The sequence below is a fragment of the Martelella lutilitoris genome (assembly GCF_005924265.1).
Taxonomy (GTDB): domain Bacteria; phylum Pseudomonadota; class Alphaproteobacteria; order Rhizobiales; family Rhizobiaceae; genus Martelella; species Martelella lutilitoris.
Map to the genome: position 1 here is coordinate 137,032 of NZ_VCLB01000008.1, position 24,136 is coordinate 161,167.

Here is a 24,136-nt window from a genome sequence, read left to right on the forward strand (position 1 = left end):
TCTTCCCCGCTGGAGCAGAACAATGCCGAACCTTGATGACCTGATCGACCGGATGACCCTTGAGGAACAGGTCTCACTGCTTTCCGGCGAGGATTTCTGGTCGCTTCCGGCAATCGAGAGGCTCAGCATCGGCAAACTTCGAGTCACCGACGGACCGAACGGCGCGCGCGGCGGCGGTTCGCTGATCGGCGGCGTCAAGTCGGCGGCCTTTCCCGTCGGCATCGCCATCGGCGCGACATGGAACCCGGCGCTGGTAGCCGAAATCGGCGCCGCGCTTGCCGACGAAGTCAAGTCCAAGGGCGCACATGTGCTGCTCGGCCCGACGATCAACATCCAGCGCACCGTCACCAATGGCCGCAATTTCGAATGCTATTCGGAAGATCCGGTGCTGACCGCCGAACTGGCCTCGGGCTATGTCAAAGGGCTGCAGCAAAAGGGCATTTCCGCCGTCGCCAAACATTTCGCCGGCAATGAATCCGAGATCGCGCGCACCTCGAACTCCTCCGTCATCGACGAGCGTTCGCTCCGCGAAGTCTATCTCCTGCCCTTCGAGCGCGCGGTGAAGGATGCCGGCCTCTGGGGCATCATGACGGCCTATAACAAGGTCAACGGCACCTTTGCCTCCGAGCATGAATGGCTAATTACCGAGGTGCTCAGGGGCGACTGGGGGTTTGACGGGGTGGTGATGTCCGACTGGTTCGGCTCTCACTCGACGGTCGAGACCGTGAATGCCGGGCTCGACCTCGAAATGCCCGGCCCGACGCGCGACAGGGGCGAGAAGCTGGTCGAAGCGGTCAAGGCCGGCAAGGTCCTGCCCGAGACGATCCGGGAACGCGTCCGCGCGATCCTTATGGTGATGGAGCGCACCGGCGCGCTTGGCAGTTGCGAGCCGTTCGCCGAACGCGCCGATGACCGACCGGAGCACCGCGCCCTGATCCGCAAGGCGGGCGCGGAGGCCGCCGTTCTGCTGAAGAACGAGGACGCATTGCCGCTTTCGGGCAAGGAGACCATTGCCATAATCGGCCCCAATGCCAAGACCGCGCAGATCATGGGCGGCGGCAGCGCCCAGTTGAACCCGCATTACCGCGTCAGCCCCTATGACGGCTTTGCCGCAGCCCTTGGCGAAGAAAATCTGACCTATGCCGAGGGGTGCACCAATTTCCGCTTCCAGCCGCTGCTGAAGACCCCGCTTGAGGTTTCCTATTTCGACAATGACGCGCTCTCGGGCGAACCGGTGTTCACCACCACCGAGGATGAGGCGGAACTGATCTGGATCGGCAATGTCGCTGAAGGCAAGGTCGCGCCGGACCATTTCTCCGCGCGGCTAGTCGGGGACTATATTCCCAGGGAGACGGCGACCCATCAGGTCGGGCTCGTCTCGGCCGGCCTCTCCCGACTCTATGTGAACGGCGAACTGGTCGCCGATGCCTGGACCAACTGGACGCGCGGCCGGACCTATTTCGAGGAAGGGTGTGACGAGGTCGTCGGCAACGTCGATCTCGTCGCCGGCGAGCCGGCGGAGATCGTCGTCGAATACGCCACCCGCCCGTCTTCCGCGCTTGGCCTATCCGCCATCCGCGTCGGCATTTCCGTGCCGCTCGGCGAAGAGGCGATCGAAGAGGCCGCGGCCATTGCGGCGAAGACCGATGTCGCGCTGGTCTTTGCCGGCCGTAGCGGCGAATGGGATACGGAAGGCAGCGATCTCGAATCGATCGCGCTGCCCGGCCGGCAGGACGCGCTGGTGGCTGCCGTCGCCCGCGCCAACCCGAAGACCATCGTCGTGCTGCAAACCGGCGGGCCGGTCGAAATGCCCTGGATCGATGACGTGGCGGGGCTCCTTTCCGCTTGGTACCCCGGACAGGAGGCCGGCAATGCGATCGCAGACGTACTTCTCGGCAAGGCTGAGCCCGGCGGGCGTCTCGCCCAGACCTTTCCGGCGAAATGGTCGGACAACCCGGCCCACAGCCAGGACCCGCGCGTCTATCCCGGCAAGGACGGCGAGGTGGAATATCGCGAGGGCGTTTTCATCGGCTACCGCCATTATGACCGCCACGGGATTGAACCGCTTTTCCCCTTCGGCTTCGGCCTCAGCTATACGACATTCAGGCTGGGCGAACCGGTGGTCGAGGCGGAGAATTTCGATGCCGAGGCGACGGCAACCGTCAGCCTGACGGTCGAGAATACCGGAAATCGGCGCGGCTCCACCGTGGTGCAGCTCTATGTCTGCCCGAGGGACAGCGGCGGGCAGCGTCCTCAGAAGGAATTGAAGGCGTTCGCCAAGGTGGTCCTTGCGCCCGGCGAGAGCGGCACTGTCCGCCTTGCGCTTTCGCCGCGCGATTTCGCCCATTTCGACGCCGAGGCGAAGGGTTGGCGTATTGCTGCAGGCGACTACGATATCAAGATCGGAGAAAGCTCCGACCGCGTTCAGACCATCGCAACCCTTACGAAGGCGACCGACGGCGGTTTGATGCCGCTTTGACCGCCTCCGGTCGCGCCCTTACCGGCGCGGCTCGGCGGTTGACTGGCGCACGATCAGTTCGGTCGGCAGCGTGATCCGGTTGCTCGGTGCGTCGAGGCCACCAATGCGCGCCAGCAGCGTGTTCATCGCCGAGCGGCCGATCTGACGCAGCGGCTGGCGGATGGTGGTCAGCGGCGGGTGCATCTGCTGGGCAATCGCAATGTCGTCGAAGCCGATCAGCGACATGTCCTCCGGGATCGAAAGCCCCTTCTCCCTGAGCGCCTGGCTGGCGCCGAGCGCGCTGATATCATTGGCGGCAAAGATCGCGGTCGGTCGTTCCTTCAGCGCCAGAAGCCGCTTGGCCGCGTCAAAGCCGCTCTTCTGCAGGAAATCGCCGTCGACGACGAGTTGCGGATCCCGGTCAAGGTCGAACTGGGCGACGGAATCGCGATAGCCCGTCAGACGCTCGCGGGCCGAACGCAGGCGATTGTCGCCGGAGATGAAGCCGATGCGCCGGTGGCCGAGATCGGCGAGATGGCGCACGGCAAGCCGCGCGCCCTGATAGCTGTCGCCGTCGACCGAGGGAAAGGGCGGATCGTCATAAAGCGTGTCGATCGTCACCACCGGCAGAGCTTCGCTGGCGATCTGCTCCAGATAGCTCGCCTCGTAAGGCAGGATGGCGATGATGCCGCCGGCGATCTGCTGCAGCAGGCTCGCCACGCTGCTCGGCGCGGTGCTGTCGCGATCGGGCAAAGAATAGACGAGCGCCTCGTAGCCGGCGCTTTTCGCCGCGCCGCTGATGCCGAGCACGATGTCACTGGTAAAGGGCGCATGGAGTTCCGCCATCACTCCGATGATTCGCGAGCGTCCGTTGGAAAGCTTCTGGGCAAAAGGGTTGACCGAATAGCCCATCTCGTCGGCGATGCGCAGGATATCCTCGCGCGTTTCGGCCGAAACGCCCGGCTGATTGTTGAGCGCGCGTGACGCTGTCATCCGCGAGACGCCCGCGACCTTTGCAATCTCGGCCAGCGTCGCCGCTCGTTTCTTCACAGCCACAATAGCCCCCACCGGCGCAGCCTCGCCGGCATTACGCCCGCAGCATCGCCCGAAGATACCAGAACGATCAATGCCTTATCCTCTTCCTGCCCGCCCTTGCGCACAAACGCCGGGCAAATATGTCGATTAGCACAGTCTCGTCACAATAGCGACATGAAGCGCAGCCGATCCATTCCGGCGGGCTTCATACCCGCAAACCGGGCAATGACCTGTCTTTTCACAGAACCGGTGCGACGTCTTTTCGCAGCCAGGGAAACCCGATTGACACTCTGTATCGTTACCGGTAACGTACCTCATATCGTAAGATTTACAACTGTCTTGCATGGGAGGACACAATGCAATTCAAACCATCCCGAACTTTCACGCGTCTTCTGGGCTCCGCCGCTGTCGCCGCCCTCGTGCCGCTCGCGGCCCAGGCGCAGGACACCACGACGATAACCTCCTGGGACCTGCGCTCGGACACAAACACGGCCGGCATCGTCCGTGACGCTATGGACCGTTTCGAGCAGGCGAACCCCGGCTATGTCGTCGAGGATTCGCACTTTGCCAATGACGCCTACAAGACCAAGCTGAAGATCGCCTTCGGCGCAAACGAACCGCCTTGCGTCTTCGCTTCCTGGGGCGGCGGGCCGCTGAAGGAATATGTCGATTCCGACCAGGTCGTCGACCTCACGCCCTATCTCGACGCCAACCCGGAATTCAAGGATCGCTTCGTGCCGGCAAGCTTCGGCCCGGTCACCTTCAACGACAAGATCTACGGCCTGCCGGCTGAAAACACCGCCGTCGCCGTGATCTTCTACAACACCGAGATTTTCGACGAGCTTGACCTGACGCCGCCGGAGACCTGGGACGAACTGATGAACGTCATCAACGTCCTGAACGAGAACAACATCGCCCCCTTCGCGCTCGCCAACAAGAACAAGTGGCCGGGGTCCATGTACTTCGTGCTGCTCGCAGACCGTATCGGCGGTCCGGAAGCCTTCCGCAAGGCGGCTGCCCGCGAAGATGGCGGCTCGTTCGAAGATCCGGTCTTCATCGAAGCCGGCGAACGCCTTCAGGAGCTCGTTGAAGCCGATGCCTTCGCCCGCGGCTATAACGGCCTCGATTATGACGTCGGCGGCTCCCGCCGCCTGCTTTACGCCGATCGCGCCGCCATGGAGCTGATGGGCAGCTGGGAAATGGCCACCATCCGCAACGAGAATCCGGAATTCGCCGAAAAGGTCGACTTCTTCACATTCCCGTCCGTGCCGGATGGCAAGGGCGATCCGTCCAACGTCATCGGCACGCTCGGCGACAACTATGTCAGCATCGCCTCCGCCTGCCCCGAGAAGGACAAGGCCTTCGAGCTTCTGACCTACCTGACCAATGACGATGCGGCCGCCGCCCGTCTGGCCGACCAGCGCGTCATGCCGCTGAAAGGCATCACCACCGAGGACCCCTTCCTGAACAAGGTTCTGGAAGTCGTCGGCGAGGCCGGCAGCGTTCAACTCTGGTACGATCAGGAACTGCCGCCGGCCCTTGGCGAAGTCCACAAGGACACGGTCCAGCAGCTCTTCGGCATGTCGATCACGCCGGAAGAAGCCGCCGCCGAAATGGAACAGGCCGCTCAGGCCGAAGCCCAGCAGTAGGACTGTCAACCCCAAAACCTCCCGAGGCGTCCGTGATTCTCACGCGCCCCGTACCGGCCGCCGCCCCTTCCGGCGGCGGCCGTCATGCTGCTTGTGAGGTTTTCCGCAAGGCCGGGAAACGCGGCAGAGAAAGGATACAACATGTCCACGGCGATAACGCGGACGGCTGCCGACCGGCAAAGGCAGCGGAAAAAATGGCTCCTTGCCCGGAAGGCGGCGCCCTTCGTCTTCATGGCCCCGGCGGTCCTCTTTCTGGCCGTCTACCTGCTCTACCCGCTGGTCTCCAGCTTCCGACTGTCCTTTGTCAACTGGAACGGCCTCGGCAACACGGCGCAATTCGTCGGCCTCGATAACTGGGTCCGGTTGATGCATGACGGCGTGTTCTGGCATTCCGCCTGGAACAACATCCTGCTGGCGCTGTTCTCGATTGTCGTCCAGTTGCCGATCGCGCTGGTTCTCGCCGTCGTTCTCGATGAGGCGAGCAAGGGCTCGCGGATCCTCAAGATCCTCTATTTCATCCCGCTTTTGATGTCGTCGGTGGCGCTCGGCGTCCTGTTCAAGAACATCTACGACCCGAATTTCGGGCCGATCAATTCCATACTCGACGCCATGGGGCTTTACGGCTGGGCGCATGACTGGCTCGGCGACCCGCGCTATGCGCTGGGCTCGGTCATTGCCGTCGTGCTGTGGCAGAACATCCCTTTCTATATGGTGCTGTTCCTCGCCGGCCTCGCATCCTTCCCGCGCGAGATCACCGAAGCCGCACGACTCGACGGCGCAACCCAGACGACCATCTTCTGGCGGCTGAAACTGCCGCATCTCCAGGGCACGTTCCGCACCGCCGTGCTGCTCGCGACCATCGGCTCGATGCGCTATTTCGACCTCATCTACGTCATGACCGAGGGCGGGCCGGAAAACGCCTCCCAGGTGATGGCGAGCTATATGTACAAGCAGGTCTTTGCCTCCTTCGAGCTCGGCTACGGCACCACGGTCGCCGCCGCCATGTTCATCATCATCACCGTGATCGCGGCAGCGGCATTCCGCCTTTCCAAACGTTTCGAGACGGAGGTCTGATCCGATGAAAAAGAAACAAGGCTTCAGGGTCGGACGCGTCGCCATTCCGGTGCTCGGCACCTTCTGGCTGGCCGTCACGACGCTGCCCTTCATCTTTGTCGCCTTCATGAGCCTGAAGACGCAGCAGGAAACCTTCGTCAACCCGGTCTGGGCGCTGCCGGAGAGCTTCAACCTTTCAAACTATATCGAGGTGCTGGAAGGCTCCTTTCTGATCTACCTCAGAAACAGCCTGTTCGTGATCACGACCTCGGTCGTCATCATCGTCCTCTTCTCCTCGATGGCGGCCTATGCGCTGGCGCGGCTGAAGTTCAGGTTCTCCGACAGCCTGTTCGCGCTGATCGTCGCCGGCATGATCGTCCCGCTCCATGTCACGCTCGTGCCCGTCTATCTGATGACCCGATCCATGGGGCTCTACGACACGCCGGCCGGCCTGATCGGCCCCTATGTCGCCATCAGCCTTCCGATTTCCGTCTTCATCCTGACGGAATTCATGCGGCAGGTGCCAAAGGAGCTCGAGGAGGCCGCCATGCTCGACGGCTGCGGCCCGTTCAAGATCTACTGGAAGATTTTCCTGCCGCTGGCCGGGCCCGGCATTTCCACGGTCGCCATCTATAACGGCATCATGCTGTGGAACGAATTCGTCTTCGCCTATGTGCTGACGTCGTCTCCCGACAGGCGCACGCTACCGCTGGCGGTCTGGGACTTCCAGGGCCAGTACGCGTCGAATGTCCCTGCCATCATGGCCGTCGTCACCCTTTCCGCCCTGCCTTTGATCATCGTCTACGCCATCGGTCAGGAAAAGATCGTCAACGGCATGATGGCCGGCTCGCTCAAGGGCTGATGGAACCGGAGTAACAACAATGACACAGATCCTTCTCGAAAACGTCGAAAAGCGCTTCGGTAAACTCACCGTCCTGCACGACATCAACCTCAACATCGAAGACGGCCAGTTCTGCGTCTTCCTCGGGCCTTCGGGCTGCGGCAAGTCCACGCTTCTGAGGATGATCGCCGGGATCGAGGAAACCACCGAGGGCGACCTGACGATCGGCGACGAGATCATGAATGACGTGCCGCCGGCCGAGCGCCGCGTCGCGATGGTGTTCCAGAACTACGCGCTCTATCCGCATATGAGCGTTTATGAAAACATGGCCTTCGGCCTGAAACAGGCGAAAACGCCGAAGGCCGACATCGACAAACGCGTCAACGACGCCGCGCGCATGTTGCAGATCGAGCCGTTGCTGGACCGCAAGCCAAAGCAACTTTCCGGCGGCCAGCGCCAGCGCGTCGCCATTGGCCGTGCCATCGTGCGCCAGCCCGCCGTTTTCCTGTTCGACGAACCGCTGTCGAACCTCGATGCGGCGCTGCGCGTCCATATGCGTTCCGAGATCGCCAATCTGCACCGCGACTATCCGGAAGCCAGCATGATCTACGTGACCCACGACCAGACGGAAGCCATGGCGCTTGCCGACAAGATCGTGCTGCTGCGCGCCGGCCCCGATGTGACGAAGAAGGGCAGCATCGCCCAGGTCGGCGCGCCGCTGGAACTCTACCACCGCCCGGCAAACCTGTTTGCCGCCGGCTTCCTAGGCTCGCCCTCGATGAATTTCCTGAAGGTGACTCTGGAAAACGCCGACAGCGAAGGCGCCCGGGTGAAGCTTGAGACCGGCGAGGTGCTTCAGGTTCCGGTTTCGACCGAAGGCCTTTCGAACGGCGCCGAACTGACTCTCGGCGTCCGTCCGGAGCACATGCATCCGGCCGATGATGAAACGAGCGAACAGGTGATCCGCCGCAAGGTGCGCGCTGTGGAGAATTTCGGCGAATACAGCCACCTCTACCTCAACGAAAGCACGGAAAAGCCGATGATCGCCAAGGTCGCCGAGGATGTGCTGAAGGTGCCGGAAAAGCCGATGGCCTTCTTCGTCAAGCCCGCGGCCTGCCACCTCTTCGATGGTGACGGCGAGGCGCTTTCCTATCTGCCAAGCGTGCCCGGCCCGCACGAGCTCTCCGAGTCCGACGCGGTCTGAGAACGAAATACGGAAATGACAAGATGAGCAACGAACAGAAAAATCCCGTCTACAAGGACGCCTCGCAGCCGATCGAAGCCCGTGTTTCGGACCTGCTCGGCCGCATGACGATCGAGGAAAAGATCGGTCAGCTGCACGCCGTCTGGCTGTTCCTTGAGGAAGACGGCAATCACCGGACCCGCTCCGACCAGTTCACCGGTTCGACCGATCCCGAAACGCTGAAGGCGATGCTGTCTTCCGGTCTCGGCCAGGTCACCCGCCCGCTCGGCACCCGCAGCATTGATGCGGCGGAAGGCGTGCGGGCGCTGAACGCGCTGCAGAAATTCATGGTCGAGGAAACACGGCTCGGCATTCCGGTCATGTCGCATGAAGAATGCCTCTCCGGTCTGATGATCAAGGGCGCGACGCTGTTTCCTTCCTCGCTGTCCTTCGGCGCGACCTTCAATCCGGAACTGATCGAGAAAGTGGGCGCCGCGATCGGCCAGGAATCGCGCGCCATCGGCTGCCATCAGGGCCTTGCCCCCGTGCTCGATGTCGCCCGCGATGCCCGCTGGGGCCGCACCGAAGAAAGCATCGGCGAGGATCCCTATCTCACCGGCGTCATCGCCGCTGCCTATGTGAAAGGCCTGCAGGGTGAGGATCGCGGCGTTCTGGCGACGCTGAAACACTACGCCGGCCATTCGGCCAGCGAAGGCGGTCGCAACCACGCGCCGGTGCACATGGGCTGGCGCGAGTTGAACGACATGTTCATGTTGCCGTTTGAAATGGCGGTGAAGCTTGCCAATGCCGGCTCGGTCATGCCTGCCTACCACGACATTGACGGCGAGCCGGTGCATGCCTCGCATCACCTGATGACCAAGGTGCTGCGCGATGACTGGGGCTTTGACGGGCTGATCGTCGCCGATTACGTCGGCGTCAGCCTGCTCTACCAGCATCACGGCATTGCCGAAAACCGGGCCGAAGCCGCAGCCCTCTCCTTCAATGCCGGCCTCGATATCGAGCTTCCCGGCGACGACTGCGCCAAGGATATGAAGGAAGCGCTTGAACGCGGCCTGATCACCGAAGCGAAGATCGACGAGATCGTCGGTCGTATTCTGAAGGAAAAGTTCCGCCTGGGCCTCTTCGAAAAACCCTATGCGGATGATTCGAAGATCGCTCTTCAGCGCAAGGATTATGTCGACGTCGCACGACAGACAGCGGAAGAATCGGTCACTATCCTGGACAATAACGGCATCCTGCCGCTTGCCCCCGGCAAGAAGGTTGCCGTTATCGGCCCGACGGCGGATGATCCGCTCGCCCTTCTCGGCGACTATGCCTTCCCGGTTCATCTGATCCACAACGAGGCGCAGGAAGAGGTCGAAAGCGTCGTCACGCCGCTGGCGGGTCTCAGGGCAAAGCTCGGCGCCGAAAACGTCATCTATGCCCGTGGCTGCAATATTCTCGACGAGCGCAAGGCCGGCGCGCCGGTCTTTCCCGGCGATGTCGACGACAGCACATCGCTGGAACAGGCCTCTTCATTGTCGACTCGCCTCGACATGATCCCGAGCGCCGTGGAAGCCGCGAACAACGCCGATGTCGCCATCGTCTGCGTCGGCGACCTCTCCGGCATCTTCCAGACCGGCACGGTCGGCGAAGGATCGGATGCCGATACGCTGGAACTGCCCGGCGTGCAGCAGAAGCTGCTGGATGCCGTGATTGAGACCGGCAAGCCGGTGATCGTCGTCATCTCCTCGGGCCGCCCCTATAATCTCGGCGGCGCGGAAGACAGGATCGCCGCTCAGGTGATGACCTTCTTCTCCGGCCAGGAAGGCGGCACCGCACTTGCAAGCGTGCTGACCGGCGCGGTCGAGCCCTCCGGCCGCCTGACGCTGTCGATCCCGCACAATGTCGGCGCGGCGCCCTATTTCTACAATCACAGCTTCAAGAGTTCGGGCACGCCGATCGCCCGCCACTTCGGCAGCCGCTATCCCTTCGGCCACGGCCTCGCCTACACCACGTTCGACTATTCCGACGTGGCGCTCGAGAGCGAAGCTGTCGATATCGAGAAGGGCACCGTGCGGCTCTCGTTTACGGTGAAAAACACTGGCGACCGCGACGGCATTGCCGTGCCGCAGCTTTATGTGCGCGACGAGATCGCCACGCTGGTGCGTCCGGTCAAGGAGCTGAAGGCTTTCGGCAAGGTGGCCTTGAGGCCCGGGACAAGCGCCCGCGTAACCTTCGAAGTGCCGACCGACATGCTGAACTTCACCGGTTATGAAGGCTACCGCGTCGTCGAGCCCGGTTTCTTCACCCTGATGGTCGGCGCTTCGAGCGGCGATATCAAGCTGAAGGCCCGCGTCGAAGTCACCGGCGAACGTCGGAAGCTTCCCGCTGACTGGCGCATGCTGAGCAGCTTCGCCGCCGAGAAAGCCTGAAGACAAGAGCACGAACGCCGAGGGGCCTGCACTGCGGGCCCCTTTCCTGTCTTCACTGCGAGGTTGCGTCTGTGCATGCCCATGCCGTGGCGCATGTCCGCGGGTGCGTGTGGATACCAACCGACAGCGGAATGAAGATCAGCGCCGCGATGAACAGCGATACGATCATCGGCGCGATCAGATCGACCTGCTGCTCCGGAAGGCGTGGCCCCGGCTACAGCCCGTTGATCACCGGCACGCCGAGAACGGCCGTCGTGGCCGGATCGGCGGCATCCGCGTTGACAAGCGGCGGAATTCGGCTATCACGGCCGGTTCAATCAAACCATGACCCGGAAGCCGCGCGACGCCATGGCCGTCTATGTCGACGATATGAAATGGCCCTTCAAGGGCATGATGATGTGCCACATGCTGGCGGACACCAGCGAGGAACTGCACGCCATGGCCGAGCTGATCGGCATGGAGCGCCGCTGGGTGCAATATCCGGGCACGGCCAAGGAACACTACGACGTGCCGATGTCGCGCCGCGTGATCGCCGTGGAAGCCGGCGCGGTGGAGGTCAGCTGGCGCTTCATGGTGACCCTGATCCGCAGCCGCCGGTAGTGCGTTGCGCTGTCCGAGAGCCAAGCTCGATTTTCGGGCCGATGCGCCAGGCGCTATACCGGTCTCGACGCATCGATGATGCGGATCTGCACCCGCCGCCGACCCTGGAAATAGTCGCCGGACAGCGTGCCGGCCACGCTCAGCCTGCGCCCCCGCGCGGCAAGCAGCGCCTCGCCCAGCGGTTTGTCGGCGGCGCGAAAGGCGATCCCGTCGAGATGCGCGCCTTCCGCGCTCTCCAGCGTCACCTTCACATGTCCGCCGACGCCGATCACGCGCGCATCGCGCAGCTTGTGGTCGGGCAAGGCAAAGATCGGCTGGGGGTGGCCGGAACCGTATGGTCCTGCGGCCTCCAGCCGGTCGATCAGATCCAGCGTCGCGCCGGAGGCATTGAGCGCGCCGTCGATCTTCAGTTCGGCATCGGCCGTCAGCGCCTCGACGGCATCCCGGGCACGCTCCTCGAAAAAAGCCCTCAGGGCCGACAGACGCTCGCGGCGCACCGTGAGGCCGGCGGCCATGGCGTGCCCGCCGCCCTTGACCAGGAGCCCCTCTTCCACCGCCGCGCGCACCATACGGCCGAGATCGAAACCCGAAATCGAGCGACCGGAGCCGGTGCCCTTGCCGTTTGCATCAAAGGCGATGGCAAAGGCCGGACGCGCGAAGCGGTCCTTCAGCCGCGAGGCGAGCAGGCCGACAATGCCCGGATGCCAACCTTCCCGCGCCGTCACGATGACCCCGACGCCTTCGCCGGTCCCGAATTCGGCGATTGCATCGGCCTCGGCCTCTTCCAGCATCGCCGCCTCGATCGCCTGTCGCTCGCGGTTGAGCTGGTCGAGCCTTTCGGCGATCGCTTCGGCCTCTTCTGGCTCGTCCACGGTCAAAAGCCGGCTGCCAAGCGCGGCATCGCCGATGCGCCCGCCGGCATTGATCCGCGGGCCGATCAGAAATCCGAAATGATAGGGCGTGACCGGCCCGGCAAGGCCTGCGCGCTTGAAGAGGGCCGCAAGGCCGGGATTTGAAAGCGCGCGCGCCACGACCAGGCCCTTGACCACATAGGCCCGGTTCAGCCCCTTGAGCGGCACCACGTCGCACACGGTCGCAAGGGCGACGATATCGAGCCAGGCAAGCAGGTCGACCCGCCCTGCCCGCATGTCGCCCGCCTGGCGCAGCGCCCGCAGGGCGGCGACGAGCACGAGGAAGACGACGCCGGCCGCACACAGATGCCCCTGGCCGGAAAGATCGTCCTCGCGGTTGGGATTGACCAGCGCCGCGCATTCGGGAAGGTCGACGCCGATCTGGTGGTGGTCGATGACCACGACATCGATGCCGCGCTCGCGCGCAACGGCAAGCGATTCATGGCTGGTCGAGCCGCAATCGACGGTGACGATGAGCTTCGCCCCGCCATCGATCAGCGCGCCGATCGCCTGCGGATTGGGGCCGTAGCCTTCAAAGATGCGGTCGGGAATGTAGATTTCGGCCTCGGCGTCGAAGGCGCGGAGGAACTTGTAGACCAGCGCCGAGGAACAGGCGCCGTCAACGTCATAGTCGCCGAAGATCGCGACCTTCTCGCCCCTCCGGATCGCTTCGACGAGCCTGGTGACGGCGGCTTCGCAATCGGTCAGCGTGAACGGGTCCGGCATCAGCTGGCGCAGCGTCGGATCAAGAAACGCCGCCGCCTCGGCGACGGGCACATCGCGGCCCGCAAGCACGCGCGCGACCAGTTCCGACATGCCGTGGCTCTGCGCCATGGCAAGCGCCCGGTTCTCGCCGGCTGCCCCCAGCCGCGGAACCCAGCGCAGGCCGCGCGCGGAACGCTCGACGCCGAGAAAGGCGCGCTGTCTTGCTTTCCGGCTGGCGGGATTGTCCGTCATCTGGCCTCGCTCTTGCAGGGGGATCGTTCGCCCCTGTTTAGCGCCAATCAGGCCGCAATGTCATGAATTAACTTCGGATGCCTCGTTCAGGACCGCGCGAACGCCCGTGGTTCGAGCCTCTGTTCCGGGGCGGGCCGGAAGCCTTCAGATAACCCCCACCAGAAGGACAACCAGCCCGCCCCAGAAGACGGCCCCCGCCAGAACGATAAATGCAAGACCGGGGCTGCGCCTGCGACGCAGACGCACCCAGCGCTTCGCCTTCTTGCCGTCATCCCGTCTTCCCGGCTCGCCATAGGCTCTGATAGCGCTGTCAAACCGCAACTTCCGATCCTCCCGATGCATGCTCTTGCCGTTTTCTTTCGTGGAAACCAGCCGGACGTGTAGTCCGCGCGCCATGAACCCGTCATGAACGAGACCATGCAGCGCGCATGATGGCACGTTTCAACCGGAGAGGGAAGAGCAGGACAAAAAATCGGAGAAATTGCCGACGGACGGGTGTAAACCCGTCCGCCCGATGGAGCACGCAACGGCATGCAAAAAAAGCGAGCTGCCGCGAAAGACCTCAGGGCTTTTCGATACGGATCACCTGCGGCTTGCCGACGATATAGCCGTCGCTTTCCATCGCCGAGACGGCGTTGCGGACGGAAAGCTCGGTGGTTGCATGCGTAACCATGATGATCGTCTTGGTCGGCGCCTCGCCGCCGCCATTGGCGGAATGCTGGACGATCGATTCGAGCGAGATCTGGTTGTCTGCCATGCGGCGGGCAATGGCGGCGATGACGCCGATGCGGTCAACCACGCGCAGGCGGATGAAATAGCCGCCCTCATGGCTGCGCATGCGCGCCTTCTTGTAGGGCGTCAGCGATTTCGCCGGACGACCAAGCGCTGCCACGGTCTGGATCCCTGGGCGCGACTTGGCGATATCGGCGACATCGCCGAGCACGGCGGACGCGGTGGCATCGCCGCCCGCGCCGGGACCGACCATCAGCAGGTCGCCGAGGATATCGCTTTCGATCGCAACCGCGTTGGTCACGCCGTCGACCTGGGCAATCACGGTGTCATGGGGCACCATGGTCGGATGAACCCGCTGCTCGATGCCGCCCTCGGTGCGCTGGGCCACGCCCAGAAGCTTGATCCGGTAGCCGAGTTCGGCCGCCGCGCGGATATCCTCCTGGGTGATGTTGGAAATCCCCTCCAGATAGATGTCATCGCAGGAAATCTCGCAGCCGAAGGCAAGCGCCGTCATGATGGCAAGCTTGTGGGCGGTGTCGTTGCCTTCGATATCGAAGGTCGGATCGGCCTCGGCATAGCCGAGGCGTTGCGCCTCCTGCAGGCAATCCTCGAAGGACAGCCCCTCCTTCTCCATCCGGGTCAGGATGTAGTTGCAGGTGCCGTTCATGATGCCGTAGACGCGCGAGATCGTGTTGCCGGTCAGCGATTCGCGCATCGCCTTGATCACCGGAATGCCGCCCGCGACCGCCGCCTCGAAATTGAGCAGCAGTCCCTTTTCCTCGGCCGCGGCTGCCAGCGCCACGCCGCTTTCGGCCAGAAGCGCCTTGTTGGCCGTGACCACGTGGACGCCGCGGGCAAGCGCCGCCTCGACCGCCTCGCGCGCCGCGCCGTCTGCGCCGCCGATCAGTTCGACCAGAACCTCGATATCGCCGCTCTTTGCCATTTCGACGGGATCATCGAACCATGTCGTGCCGGAAAGGTCGGTGCCGCGATCCTTGTCGCGATTGCGCGCCGATACGGCTGTGATCTCGATGGCGCGTCCGCAGGAAACGGCGAGGCTTTCCTGCCGTTCGTGAATGATACGCACGAGCGAAGCGCCGACGGTCCCGAGACCGGCAACGCCGATTTTCAAGGCATCTGCCATGGGGGTATTCCTAGTGGCCCGGATTTCAATGTCGGGCGCCATTCCCGGCACCCGCGCTTCATTTAGATCGTTTCACGTCGAAATGAAACATCGGGCAGCGGAATTTTGGCCATACGGGGCATGGCGCGACGGCCCTGCCCCGCAGAAAGCCTCAACGATGGGCGTTGAGCGCCACGATATTGTCGGTCGCGACATCGGCGGACGCGAAGAAGCGCTTCAGATTGCGCGCGGCCTGGCGGATGCGATGCTCGTTTTCAACCAGGGCGATGCGCACATGCTGGTCGCCATGCTCGCCGAAGCCGATGCCCGGCGCGACGGCAACGTCGGCCTTTTCCACCAAAAGCTTGGAAAATTCGAGCGAGCCGAGCGCCTGGAAAGGTTCGGGTATCTTGGCCCAGGCAAACATGGTCGCCGCAGGCGGGGCGACGTCCCAGCCGGCCTTGCCGAAGCTTTCCACCATCACGTCGCGACGCTTGTGGTAGATCGAGCGCACTTCCTCGATATCCTTGCCGTCGCCGTTGAGCGCGTGGGTGGCGGCCACCTGGATCGGCGTGAAGGCGCCGTAGTCGAGATAGGACTTCACCCGCGCCAGCGCCGAGATCAGCCGTTCATTGCCGACGGCAAAGCCCATGCGCCAGCCCGGCATGGAGAAGGTCTTCGACATGGAGGTGAACTCGACGGCGACATCCTTTGCGCCCGGCACCTGCAGAACGGAGGGCGGCGGCGCGCCGTCGAAATAGATCTCCGAATAGGCAAGGTCCGACAGCACGATGATCTCGTGCTTGCGGGCAAAGGCGATGATCTCCTTGTAGAAGTCCAGCGTCGCCACATGCGCCGTCGGGTTGGACGGATAGTTGATCACCAGCGCCAGCGGCTTCGGGATCGAGTGCTTCACCGCACGCTCCAGCGGCGGAAAGAAGCTGTCGTCGGGCTCGACCGACATGGAACGGATCACGCCGCCTGCCATCAGGAAACCGAAGGCATGGATCGGATAGGTCGGGTTGGGGCAGAGGATCACATCGCCGGGCGCGGTGATCGCCTGGGCCATGTTGGCAAACCCCTCCTTGGAGCCGAGCGTCGCCACGACCTCGGTCTCGGGATTGAGCTTGACGCCGAAGCGGCGGGCATAATAGCCGGCCTGGGCGCGCCTCAAACCGGGAATACCCTTCGACGAGGAATAGCGGTGGGTGCGCGGATCCTGCACGACCTCGCACAGCTTGTCGACGATCGATTGCGGGGTAGGAAGATCGGGATTGCCCATGCCAAGGTCGATGATATCGGCGCCCGCCGCTCGCGCGCTCGCCTTCAAACGGTTGACCTGTTCGAAAACGTATGGCGGCAGTCGCCTGACCTTGTGGAACTCTTCCATTTTCTTCCTCATGGGATTTTGAAGCTAGGATCCGCGCTCTTCGCAGGATCGACGAAACGAGAGCAGCAAAATGCCACCCAACGCAAGAATCATCTGCACTTGCGTCAATTTTGGGGCAGAAAAGCTAATACTCTGTTTCATCATTGCCACAGAGGAAGCGCTCCGATCGGTCCGCGCCGAATGAAAAGTCCCGGACGGGTTATTGACCGGAGGATATCCCGGCGAGCCCGTCCATCTTCTCCGTCATCGCGGAGACATCCTCATCGCTCATCTGCTGATAGGCCGGGCTGATCTCGGTGCAGACATCAGGGTCCCCGCATGTGGTGGAGCAGGACGACAGGCCGAGCGATGCGAAAACGGCAAACAGAACGGACAGAGCGACGCGGAATTTTCTCACGGTTTCAGACCCCCGATTTCGGTCCGGCGCCATCGACATGGCACCGGAACCCTTTGATGCGGCCCGAAATCTGCCCGCTTTGGCCCCGATGCGCAAGCGCTTTGCCGATTGCGCCCTCAGCGGCCGGCACAGCGGCTGAAGGCCGGAAGGTGATTGTTCTCCGAGGCATCCCGCAGCGCCTGCATGACAGTGACGATGTCCGGATAGGCGCTGGAGACGGGAATCAGTTGCCCGTCATAAAGCGAGCGGTTCTCAAGCTCGGCATCCACACCGATCTGACAGGCTCCCGCAAGACTGCCGGGAACGGCGGCCGCGATCTCCGCCGAGCCGAGCATGGCGTTTTCCGGAACCGCCATGCCATAGGCCTCCATCAGCGCCACGACCGCGCTGGCATGCTGCTGTTCCGCGGCGACGATGTTGACGAAGGGACGAACCGGGCCGTAGGCGTCAATGACGGCCGTGTAGAAGGCCTCCGCGTGGTACTCGTCCTCCAGCGCGCGTGTCAGCGCCGCCTGGACATCGTCCGGCAGAACCGGCGCTGCCATGGCTGCCGAGACGCCGCCCATGCCTGCGGCAAGCGCGACGCCCGCCAGAATTGTCGTCGGAATTCTCATCTTTCCATCCTCCCGTTCGGAGATCTCGGCGACCTGCCTTCATGGCCGTCGCTCGATATTGATACTAATATTCGTATTTACGAATACGAGTTAATTGTTGGTAAGGTTCGGCGCGCCGCCCCAAAATCGCAGCGGGACGGTTGCGCCCCTGTTCACAGCGCCTAAAACCAAAGCCATGAACTTTGACCCGCCCCTGCAGCCCGCCTGCCTCATTCGCCGCTACAAGCGGTTTCTGTTCGACGCGGTTATGGAAGATGGCTCCGCGATCACCGGTTCCTGCCCGAATACCGGTTCCATGCGCGGGCTGACGACGCCCGGGTCGCGCATCTGGCTGTCGCGCAATGACGACGGCAAGCGCAAATATCCGCACCGCTTCGAGCTGATCGAGGCCGACGGAACCACGGTCGGCGTCAATACGGGACTGCCCAACCGGCTTGCCGAGGAAGCGATCCGCGCCGGGCTGATCGCCGATTTCGCCGAATACACCGACATTCGCCGTGAGCAGAAATACGGGCGGCAGAGCCGCATCGACCTCCTCCTGCGCAAGCAAGGCGCGCCGGACCTCTATGTCGAGGTCAAGAATGTTCACTTTATTCGCACGCCGGGCCTTGCCGAATTTCCTGATTCGGTCACGACGCGCGGCGCGCGCCATCTCGAGGAACTGGCCGACATGGTGGCCGCGGGCAATCGCGCGGCCATGGTCTATGTCATCCAGCGCAATGATTGCGCGCGCCTGAAGATCGCCGATGATCTTGACCCCGCCTATCACCGGGCGTTCACGGCGGCGCTGGCTGCCGGCGTCGAGGCTTATGCGATAAAATGCGCGGTGACCTGTGACAGCATCACGCCAGATGCTACAGTGACGCTTGAAGACAAGTGAACGCGACAGCGCGCGGACGGTGAAGAAATCATGGTGACTTATGTTGATGCGGCCAGCGCGCCGCTGAAGAATGACGGCTCGATCCGCCTCTATGACGCGGAGGCCTTCGAGCGGATGCGCGAGATCTGCCAGGTCACGGCGGCCTGCCTTGACGGGCTTGCCGATCTCATTGAACCCGGTGTCACGACCGAGGCGATCGACCGTTACGTGCTCGAATTCGGGCTCGACCACGGCGTCGTGCCGGCAACGCTCGGATACCGGGGCTACAAATATTCGAGCTGCACCTCGATCAACCATGTCGTTTGTCACGGCATGCCCAACGCCAAGCCGCTGAAGGAAGGCGACATCGTCAATGTCGACGTCACCTTCGTGCGCGACGGCTGGCATGGCGATTCAAGCCGCATGTATCCGGTGGGCGAGATCAAGCGCGCCGCCGAGCGACTTCTGGAAGTGACCTATGAATCGCTGCTGCGCGGCATCGCGGCGGTCAAGCCGGGCGCGCGCACCGGCGCCATCGGCGAGGCGATCCAGACCTATGCGGAAAGCGAACGCTGCGCCGTTGTCCGCGATTTCTGCGGTCACGGCGTCGGCCGTCTCTTCCACGACACGCCGAACATTCTCCACTACGGCCACGCCAATGAGGGCCCGGTGATGAAGGAGGGCATGATCTTCACCATCGAGCCCATGCTCAATCTCGGCAAGCCGCATGTGAAGGTCCTGAACGACGGCTGGACGGCAGTCACCCGCGACCGCTCACTCTCGGCCCAGTACGAGCATTGCGTCGGCGTGACCAAGGATGGCTGCGAGGTCTTCACCCTGTCGCCCGGCGGACGCGACCGCCCGGGCCTGCCGGACCTTGCCGGCTGACGGAACGCCCATGACGAAACCGCCACGCAAAGACCGGAGCGAAAGGCAGGAGCCCGCCGGCATGCAGGAGGAAGGCGCTGACGAACGCTCCTTCTTCGCCGACCAGCCGCCGGAACGGCCGCTGCGTGGCAAGCGTCAGGATGCCGCGGGCGACAAGGATGCGCGCCATGTTCATGGTCACCGCGACCGGCTGCGCACGCGGTTCCGCGAGAGCGGCGCCAACGCGCTCGCCGATTATGAGGTCCTCGAACTCCTGCTGTTCCGCCTCATTCCGCGCCGCGACACCAAGCCGATCGCCAAGGCGCTGATCGACCGCTTCGGCTCGCTCGGCGGCGTCTTCGGAGCGCCGCCGGACCTCTTGCAGGAGGTCTCCGGCATCGGCGAGAGCGTCGCCTTCGACCTGAAACTGATTTCCGCGCTTGCCCAGCGCAGCCTCAAGGCCACGCTGATGGAGCGCCCGGTGCTGGGCTCGTGGTCGTCGGTGATCGATTATTGCAACGCCGCCATGGCGCACGAGACGCGCGAACAGTTCCGAATCCTGTTCCTCGACAAGCGCAACAAGCTGATCGCCGACGAGATTCAGGGCGTCGGCACTGTCGATCACACGCCGGTTTATCCGCGCGAGGTGGTCAAGCGAGCGCTCGAACTTTCGGCGACCGCGATCATCCTCGTCCACAATCACCCCTCCGGCGACCCGACCCCGTCACGGGCGGATATCGACATGACCCATATGATCATCTCCAGCGCCAAGCCGCTCGGCATCACCGTGCATGACCATATCATCATCGGCAAGGACGGCTATGTCAGCTTCAAGGGGCTGAAACTCATCTGAGACCGGGATGGACATCGCGCACAGCTTGTGGCTGTATTTAGTGAAACCATCACATTGGGCGATTACAAGGCAATTTCTGACGGGCGGCCGGAAGGCATAAACGGGCGGTTTCAACCCGAGCGCAAAACCTCTATGAAGGTCTTCATCGTCGTGAGACTTTTCACATCCGGAATTTCAATAACCAAATCGGGGTAGTTTTATGGATTCTTACGATCTGGTCGTGATTGGCAGCGGTCCGGCTGGCCGTCGCGCCGCGGTTCAGGCCGCCAAGCTCGGCAAGACCGCGCTGGTCATCGACAAGGGCTCGCAGGTGGGCGGCGTCTCCGTCCACACGGGCACCATCCCCTCGAAAACCCTGCGCGAAACGGTCCTGAACCTCACCGGCTGGCGCGAGCGCGGCTTCTACGGCCGCTCCTACCGGGTCAAGCACAAGATCACCGCCGATGACCTGCGCGCCCGCCTGATCAAGACGCTCGACTACGAGATCGACGTTCTCGAATGGCAGTTCGAGCGCAATCGTGTGGACCAGGTGCGCGGCTTCGCCCATTTCGTCGATCCGCACACGATCGAGATCGAGAAGGATACGGGCGAAATCCAGCGCGTTCACGCCGAGGCCGTTCTGGTATCCGTCGGCACCCGCCCCTACCGCCCGCCGGAAGTGCCCTTTGACGGCCAGACGGTGATGGATAGCGATGAGCTGCTGAACATCAAATCCATCCCGCGTTCGATGATCGTCGTCGGCGCCGGCGTGATCGGCATCGAATATGCGACGATCTTCTCCGCGCTCGACACCCAGGTGATCGTCGTCGAGCCGCGCGACAGCATGCTCGATTTCATCGACCGCGAAATCCGCGACAATTTCGCAGCCCAGTTGCGCGACCGCAACGTCAAGCTCCTGTTCGGCGCCGGCGCCGACAAGGTGGAAAAGGCGTCCAACGGCAAGGCGCGGGTGACGCTTTCCAACGGCCGCGTGCTGATGGCCGAATCGGTGCTGTTCGCCGCCGGCCGCCAGGGTGCGACCGACACGCTCAACCTCGAAGCCGTCGGCCTGAAGGCCGACCATCGCGGCCGGCTGAAGGTCGACCCGATCACCTTCCAGACCGACGTGCCGCACATCTATGCCGCCGGCGACGTGATCGGTTTCCCGGCCCTCGCCTCGACCTCGATGGAACAGGGCCGCATCGCCGCCCGCCATGCCGTCGGCGCGGAAGCGCAGGAGCCGCCGCAATTCTTTCCCTACGGCATTTACGCCGTGCCCGAAATGTCGACCTGCGGCATGACGGAGGAGGAAATCCAGGAGCGCGGCATTCCCTATGAATGCGGCGTCGCCTTCTTCCGCGAAACCTCGCGCGGCCACATCATGGGCCTGCAGAACGGTCTCCTGAAGATGATCTTCTCGCTCAAGACCCACCGCCTGCTCGGCGTCCACATCGTCGGCGAAGGCGCGACCGAGCTCATTCACATCGGCCAGGCGGTGCTGAACCTGAAGGGTACTGTCGAATATTTTGTCGAGAATACCTTCAACTATCCGACGCTGGCCGAAGCCTACAAGATCGCCGGCCTCGATGCCTCCAACCGGATGGCGATGCTGGAAAGCGCCGATCAGGGCGAATAGACAATGAGCAATGCGCCTGCCGGACGGAACGCTTCGGCAGGCGCCAAATTTGCCCCCTGGCTCGCCCGCTGGCAGCTCGAACCGGACGGCGCGCCGATCGCAACAGCAACGGGCGCGCTGCTTCCCGTCCTCCGGGGAACCAAGCCTGCCATGCTGAAGCTCTTCCTGGACGAGGAGGAGAAAACGGGCGCAACGCTTCTTGGCTGGTGGGCAGGCGATGGCGCTGCTTTCGTCATCGAAGCCGATGACGGCGCAATCTTGATGGAGCGGGCCTGCGGATACCGCTCCCTTTCCGAGATGAGCGCCGCCGGCAGAGATGACGCGGCCACGGACATTCTCTGCACCGTTGCCGCCGCACTTCACCGCAAGCGCCCTCTCCCGCCGCCGGACAATCTCGTCCCGCTGGAGATGCGCTTCAGGGCGCTGTTCGCCCGGGCGTCCGATTTCGGCGGCATCCTGCCGGCCTGTGCCGGTCATGCCCGCGACCTGCTTCAAAGCCAGACGGATATCCGGCCCCTGCACGGCGATCTCCATCATGCCAATGTGCTGGATTTCGGCAGCCGCGGTTTTCAGGCCATCGATCCCAAGGGCCTGCTCGGCGAGCGCGACTTCGACCTCGCCAATATCTTCTGCAATCCCGATCTCGCCGACCCGGCGCTTCGGATTGCCCGCGACCCCGTGACATTCGAGCATCGTCTCGGCCAGATCGCGCGACAGGCCAGGCTCGATCCCGAGCGCCTGTTGCGCTGGATCGCCGCATGGGGCGGACTTTCAGCCACATGGTTCATGCAGGACGAAGATCCGCGCGCGGACATACCGCTGGAAATCGCGGGGCTTGCGCTTGCGCGCATCGAAGGTCCGCTTGCGCCCTGAAACGAAAAAACCGCCCGGCGATGAACCGGGCGGCTTTGATATCCAAACGAGAAGAGGACATTATTCCTCGGTCTTGCCTTCAGCATCGTCGGCGGCCTTGGCCGGCGCCTTCTTCTTCGGTGCGGCCTTCTTCTTCGGAGCAGCCTTCTTTGCAGCAGGCTTTTCCTCGGCAGCAGGTGCTTCCTCGGTGGCTTCGGCCTTTTCCTCGGTCTTGGCGGCAGCCTTCTTCTTCGGCGCTGCCTTCTTCTTCGGCGCGGACTTTTCCTCGGCCTTCTTGGTTGCTTCGGCGACTTCGTCCTCGTCGTCAGCCATCAGCTCTTCCTTGGAGACGGTGACGTCGGTGACGTCGATCTGCTCCAGAAGGTGATCGACAACCTTTTCCTCGAAGATCGGAGCGCGCAGCGAAGCGGCGGCGCCGGGGGTTTCGCGGAAGAATTTGAGGATTTCCTGCTCCTGACCCGGATACTGGCGCATCTGGTCATAAAGGGCGCGCTGCATCTCGTCCTCGCCGACCTCGACGCCGGCCTTCTCGCCGATCTCGGAGAGAACCAGGCCCAGGCGGACGCGGCGTTCGGCGAGCTTGCGGTATTCCGCGCGTGCGTCTTCCTCGGTCGTTTCCTCGTCCTCGAAGGTCTTGCCGCTGCGTTCCAGATCGGCATTCACCTGACGCCAGATGTTCTCGAACTCGGCATCAACCAGCGAGGCCGGGGCTTCGAAGGAATACTGTTCGTCGAGCTGGTCAAGGATCTGACGCTTGACCTTCTGGCGGGTGAACTGGTTGTACTGGCCCTCGATCTGCTCGCGGACGAGACCGCGCAGGCGCTCGGCCGATTCCAGACCCAGCTTTTCCGCCAGTTCGTCGTTGATTTCCAGTTCGCCGGCGGAAGCGACTTCCTTGACGCTAACCTCGAAGACGGCTTCCTTGCCGGCCAGATGCTCGGCCGGATAGTCTTCCGGGAAGGTGACCGTGACCTGCTTCTCATCGCCGGCCTTGACGCCGACAAGCTGGGCCTCGAAGCCGGGGATGAAGCGGTCGGAGCCGAGCACGAGCTGCGAATCGGTATCGGTTCCGCCGTCGAAGGCTTCGCCGTCGATCTTGCCGACATAATCGATGGTGACGCGGTCGCCGTCTTCGGCAGCGCCATCCTTGGTCTCGTATTCGCGGGCGTTTTCGGCAACCGCCTTGACCTGCTCCTCGACTTCCTCATCGGAAATCGCGACAACCGGACGCTCGACCTTCAGGCCGTCGGTCGGCTGCAGTTCGAACTTCGGAAGGATTTCGTAGGCGACGGTGAATTCGAAATCGATCTCGCCGTTGAGGACACGGTTGGCCTCGCCTTCGTCCTCGGTCATGTCGATCTTCGGCTGGCCGGCAGCGCGTTCGCCGCGCTCGGTGATGACTTCCTGCGGCTTTTCCTGCAGGGTCTCGTTGATCAGCTCGGCCATGATCGACTTGCCGTACATCTTCTTCAGATGCGCGATCGGCACCTTGCCGGGACGGAAGCCGTTGATGCGAACCTTGTCCTTGGCCTCAGCCAGGCGCTCATTCATACGCGCCTTCAGATCGTCCGCAGGAACTGTGATCTTGATTTCGCGCTTCAGCCCTTCGGCGAGCGTTTCGGTTACCTGCATATCCATACCTTCATTTCATCTCGGCTTATCAAGCCGTTGGGTTTCATGCGCACAACAGG

At 63.1% G+C, this 24,136-nt stretch carries 20 protein-coding genes; 12 read left to right on the plus strand and 8 right to left on the minus strand.

What is annotated here, in order from left to right; all coding sequences use genetic code 11:
* The first annotated feature begins 22 nt into the window (after positions 1 to 22).
* Positions 23 to 2,479, plus strand: coding sequence for a beta-glucosidase (locus FF124_RS15275; RefSeq protein WP_138749351.1), 2,457 nt, complete (start codon positions 23 to 25; stop codon positions 2,477 to 2,479).
* Positions 2,480 to 2,497: 18 nt separating this feature from the next.
* Here the strand turns inward: FF124_RS15275 and FF124_RS15280 are convergent, their stop codons facing one another.
* Positions 2,498 to 3,514: a LacI family DNA-binding transcriptional regulator gene (locus FF124_RS15280; protein WP_210237484.1), complete on the minus strand. Its 1,017-nt coding sequence runs from the start codon at positions 3,512 to 3,514 to the stop codon at positions 2,498 to 2,500.
* 335 nt (positions 3,515 to 3,849) lie between these two features.
* Between FF124_RS15280 and FF124_RS15285 the strand changes: the two genes are divergently transcribed.
* The 6 genes from FF124_RS15285 to FF124_RS15315 all read left to right on the plus strand — a co-directional run bounded on the left by FF124_RS15285 (position 3,850) and on the right by FF124_RS15315 (position 11,254).
* Complete coding sequence (locus FF124_RS15285) at positions 3,850 to 5,142, plus strand: extracellular solute-binding protein (RefSeq protein WP_138749352.1); 1,293 nt, start codon at positions 3,850 to 3,852, stop codon at positions 5,140 to 5,142.
* A gap of 141 nt (positions 5,143 to 5,283) precedes the next feature.
* Positions 5,284 to 6,216, plus strand: a complete 933-nt coding sequence (locus tag FF124_RS15290; RefSeq protein ID WP_138749353.1) for a carbohydrate ABC transporter permease — start codon at positions 5,284 to 5,286, stop codon at positions 6,214 to 6,216.
* A 4-nt stretch (positions 6,217 to 6,220) separates the two neighbouring features.
* Positions 6,221 to 7,057, plus strand: coding sequence for a carbohydrate ABC transporter permease (locus FF124_RS15295; protein WP_138749354.1), 837 nt, complete (start codon positions 6,221 to 6,223; stop codon positions 7,055 to 7,057).
* Between the two features lie 19 nt (positions 7,058 to 7,076).
* A complete protein-coding gene (locus FF124_RS15300) occupies positions 7,077 to 8,240 on the plus strand; it encodes an ABC transporter ATP-binding protein (protein WP_138749355.1) in 1,164 nt (387 codons plus the stop codon).
* A gap of 23 nt (positions 8,241 to 8,263) precedes the next feature.
* Positions 8,264 to 10,654, plus strand: a complete 2,391-nt coding sequence (locus FF124_RS15305) for a glycoside hydrolase family 3 N-terminal domain-containing protein (protein WP_138749356.1) — start codon at positions 8,264 to 8,266, stop codon at positions 10,652 to 10,654.
* A gap of 324 nt (positions 10,655 to 10,978) precedes the next feature.
* Entirely contained in the window at positions 10,979 to 11,254 is a 276-nt protein-coding gene (locus tag FF124_RS15315; RefSeq protein ID WP_210237485.1) for a DUF4031 domain-containing protein, read from the plus strand.
* Between the two features lie 53 nt (positions 11,255 to 11,307).
* Here the strand turns inward: FF124_RS15315 and recJ are convergent, their stop codons facing one another.
* The 6 genes from recJ to FF124_RS15340 form a co-directional block, all read right to left on the minus strand.
* On the minus strand, positions 11,308 to 13,122 hold the full coding sequence (gene recJ, locus FF124_RS15320; protein ID WP_138749357.1) for a single-stranded-DNA-specific exonuclease RecJ: 1,815 nt from the start codon (positions 13,120 to 13,122) through the stop codon (positions 11,308 to 11,310).
* 144 nt (positions 13,123 to 13,266) lie between these two features.
* Positions 13,267 to 13,443, minus strand: a complete 177-nt coding sequence (locus FF124_RS20600; protein ID WP_187326968.1) for a hypothetical protein — start codon at positions 13,441 to 13,443, stop codon at positions 13,267 to 13,269.
* Between the two features lie 241 nt (positions 13,444 to 13,684).
* Positions 13,685 to 14,998: a homoserine dehydrogenase gene (locus FF124_RS15325; protein ID WP_138749358.1), complete on the minus strand. Its 1,314-nt coding sequence runs from the start codon at positions 14,996 to 14,998 to the stop codon at positions 13,685 to 13,687.
* Between the two features lie 151 nt (positions 14,999 to 15,149).
* Entirely contained in the window at positions 15,150 to 16,367 is a 1,218-nt protein-coding gene (locus tag FF124_RS15330) for an LL-diaminopimelate aminotransferase (RefSeq protein WP_138749359.1), read from the minus strand.
* A 199-nt stretch (positions 16,368 to 16,566) separates the two neighbouring features.
* Entirely contained in the window at positions 16,567 to 16,764 is a 198-nt protein-coding gene (locus FF124_RS15335; RefSeq protein WP_138749360.1) for a hypothetical protein, read from the minus strand.
* Between the two features lie 116 nt (positions 16,765 to 16,880).
* A complete protein-coding gene (locus FF124_RS15340) occupies positions 16,881 to 17,378 on the minus strand; it encodes a ferritin-like domain-containing protein (protein WP_138749361.1) in 498 nt (165 codons plus the stop codon).
* Positions 17,379 to 17,553: 175 nt separating this feature from the next.
* Between FF124_RS15340 and sfsA the strand changes: the two genes are divergently transcribed.
* The 5 genes from sfsA to FF124_RS15365 all read left to right on the plus strand — a co-directional run bounded on the left by sfsA (position 17,554) and on the right by FF124_RS15365 (position 22,445).
* Positions 17,554 to 18,258, plus strand: a complete 705-nt coding sequence (gene sfsA / locus FF124_RS15345) for a DNA/RNA nuclease SfsA (protein WP_138749362.1) — start codon at positions 17,554 to 17,556, stop codon at positions 18,256 to 18,258.
* Positions 18,259 to 18,288: 30 nt separating this feature from the next.
* Entirely contained in the window at positions 18,289 to 19,125 is an 837-nt protein-coding gene (gene map, locus FF124_RS15350) for a type I methionyl aminopeptidase (protein WP_187326969.1), read from the plus strand.
* A 61-nt stretch (positions 19,126 to 19,186) separates the two neighbouring features.
* Complete coding sequence (radC, locus tag FF124_RS15355) at positions 19,187 to 19,957, plus strand: RadC family protein (protein WP_246072496.1); 771 nt, start codon at positions 19,187 to 19,189, stop codon at positions 19,955 to 19,957.
* 199 nt (positions 19,958 to 20,156) lie between these two features.
* Positions 20,157 to 21,572 (plus strand): Si-specific NAD(P)(+) transhydrogenase, encoded by a 1,416-nt coding sequence (sthA, locus tag FF124_RS15360; RefSeq protein WP_138749365.1) that lies wholly within the window; start codon positions 20,157 to 20,159, stop codon positions 21,570 to 21,572.
* A gap of 3 nt (positions 21,573 to 21,575) precedes the next feature.
* Positions 21,576 to 22,445, plus strand: coding sequence for an aminoglycoside phosphotransferase family protein (locus FF124_RS15365; RefSeq protein WP_138749366.1), 870 nt, complete (start codon positions 21,576 to 21,578; stop codon positions 22,443 to 22,445).
* 60 nt (positions 22,446 to 22,505) lie between these two features.
* Here the strand turns inward: FF124_RS15365 and tig are convergent, their stop codons facing one another.
* A complete protein-coding gene (tig, locus tag FF124_RS15370; RefSeq protein WP_138749519.1) occupies positions 22,506 to 24,077 on the minus strand; it encodes a trigger factor in 1,572 nt (523 codons plus the stop codon).
* Between the last annotated feature and the right edge of the window lie 59 nt (positions 24,078 to 24,136).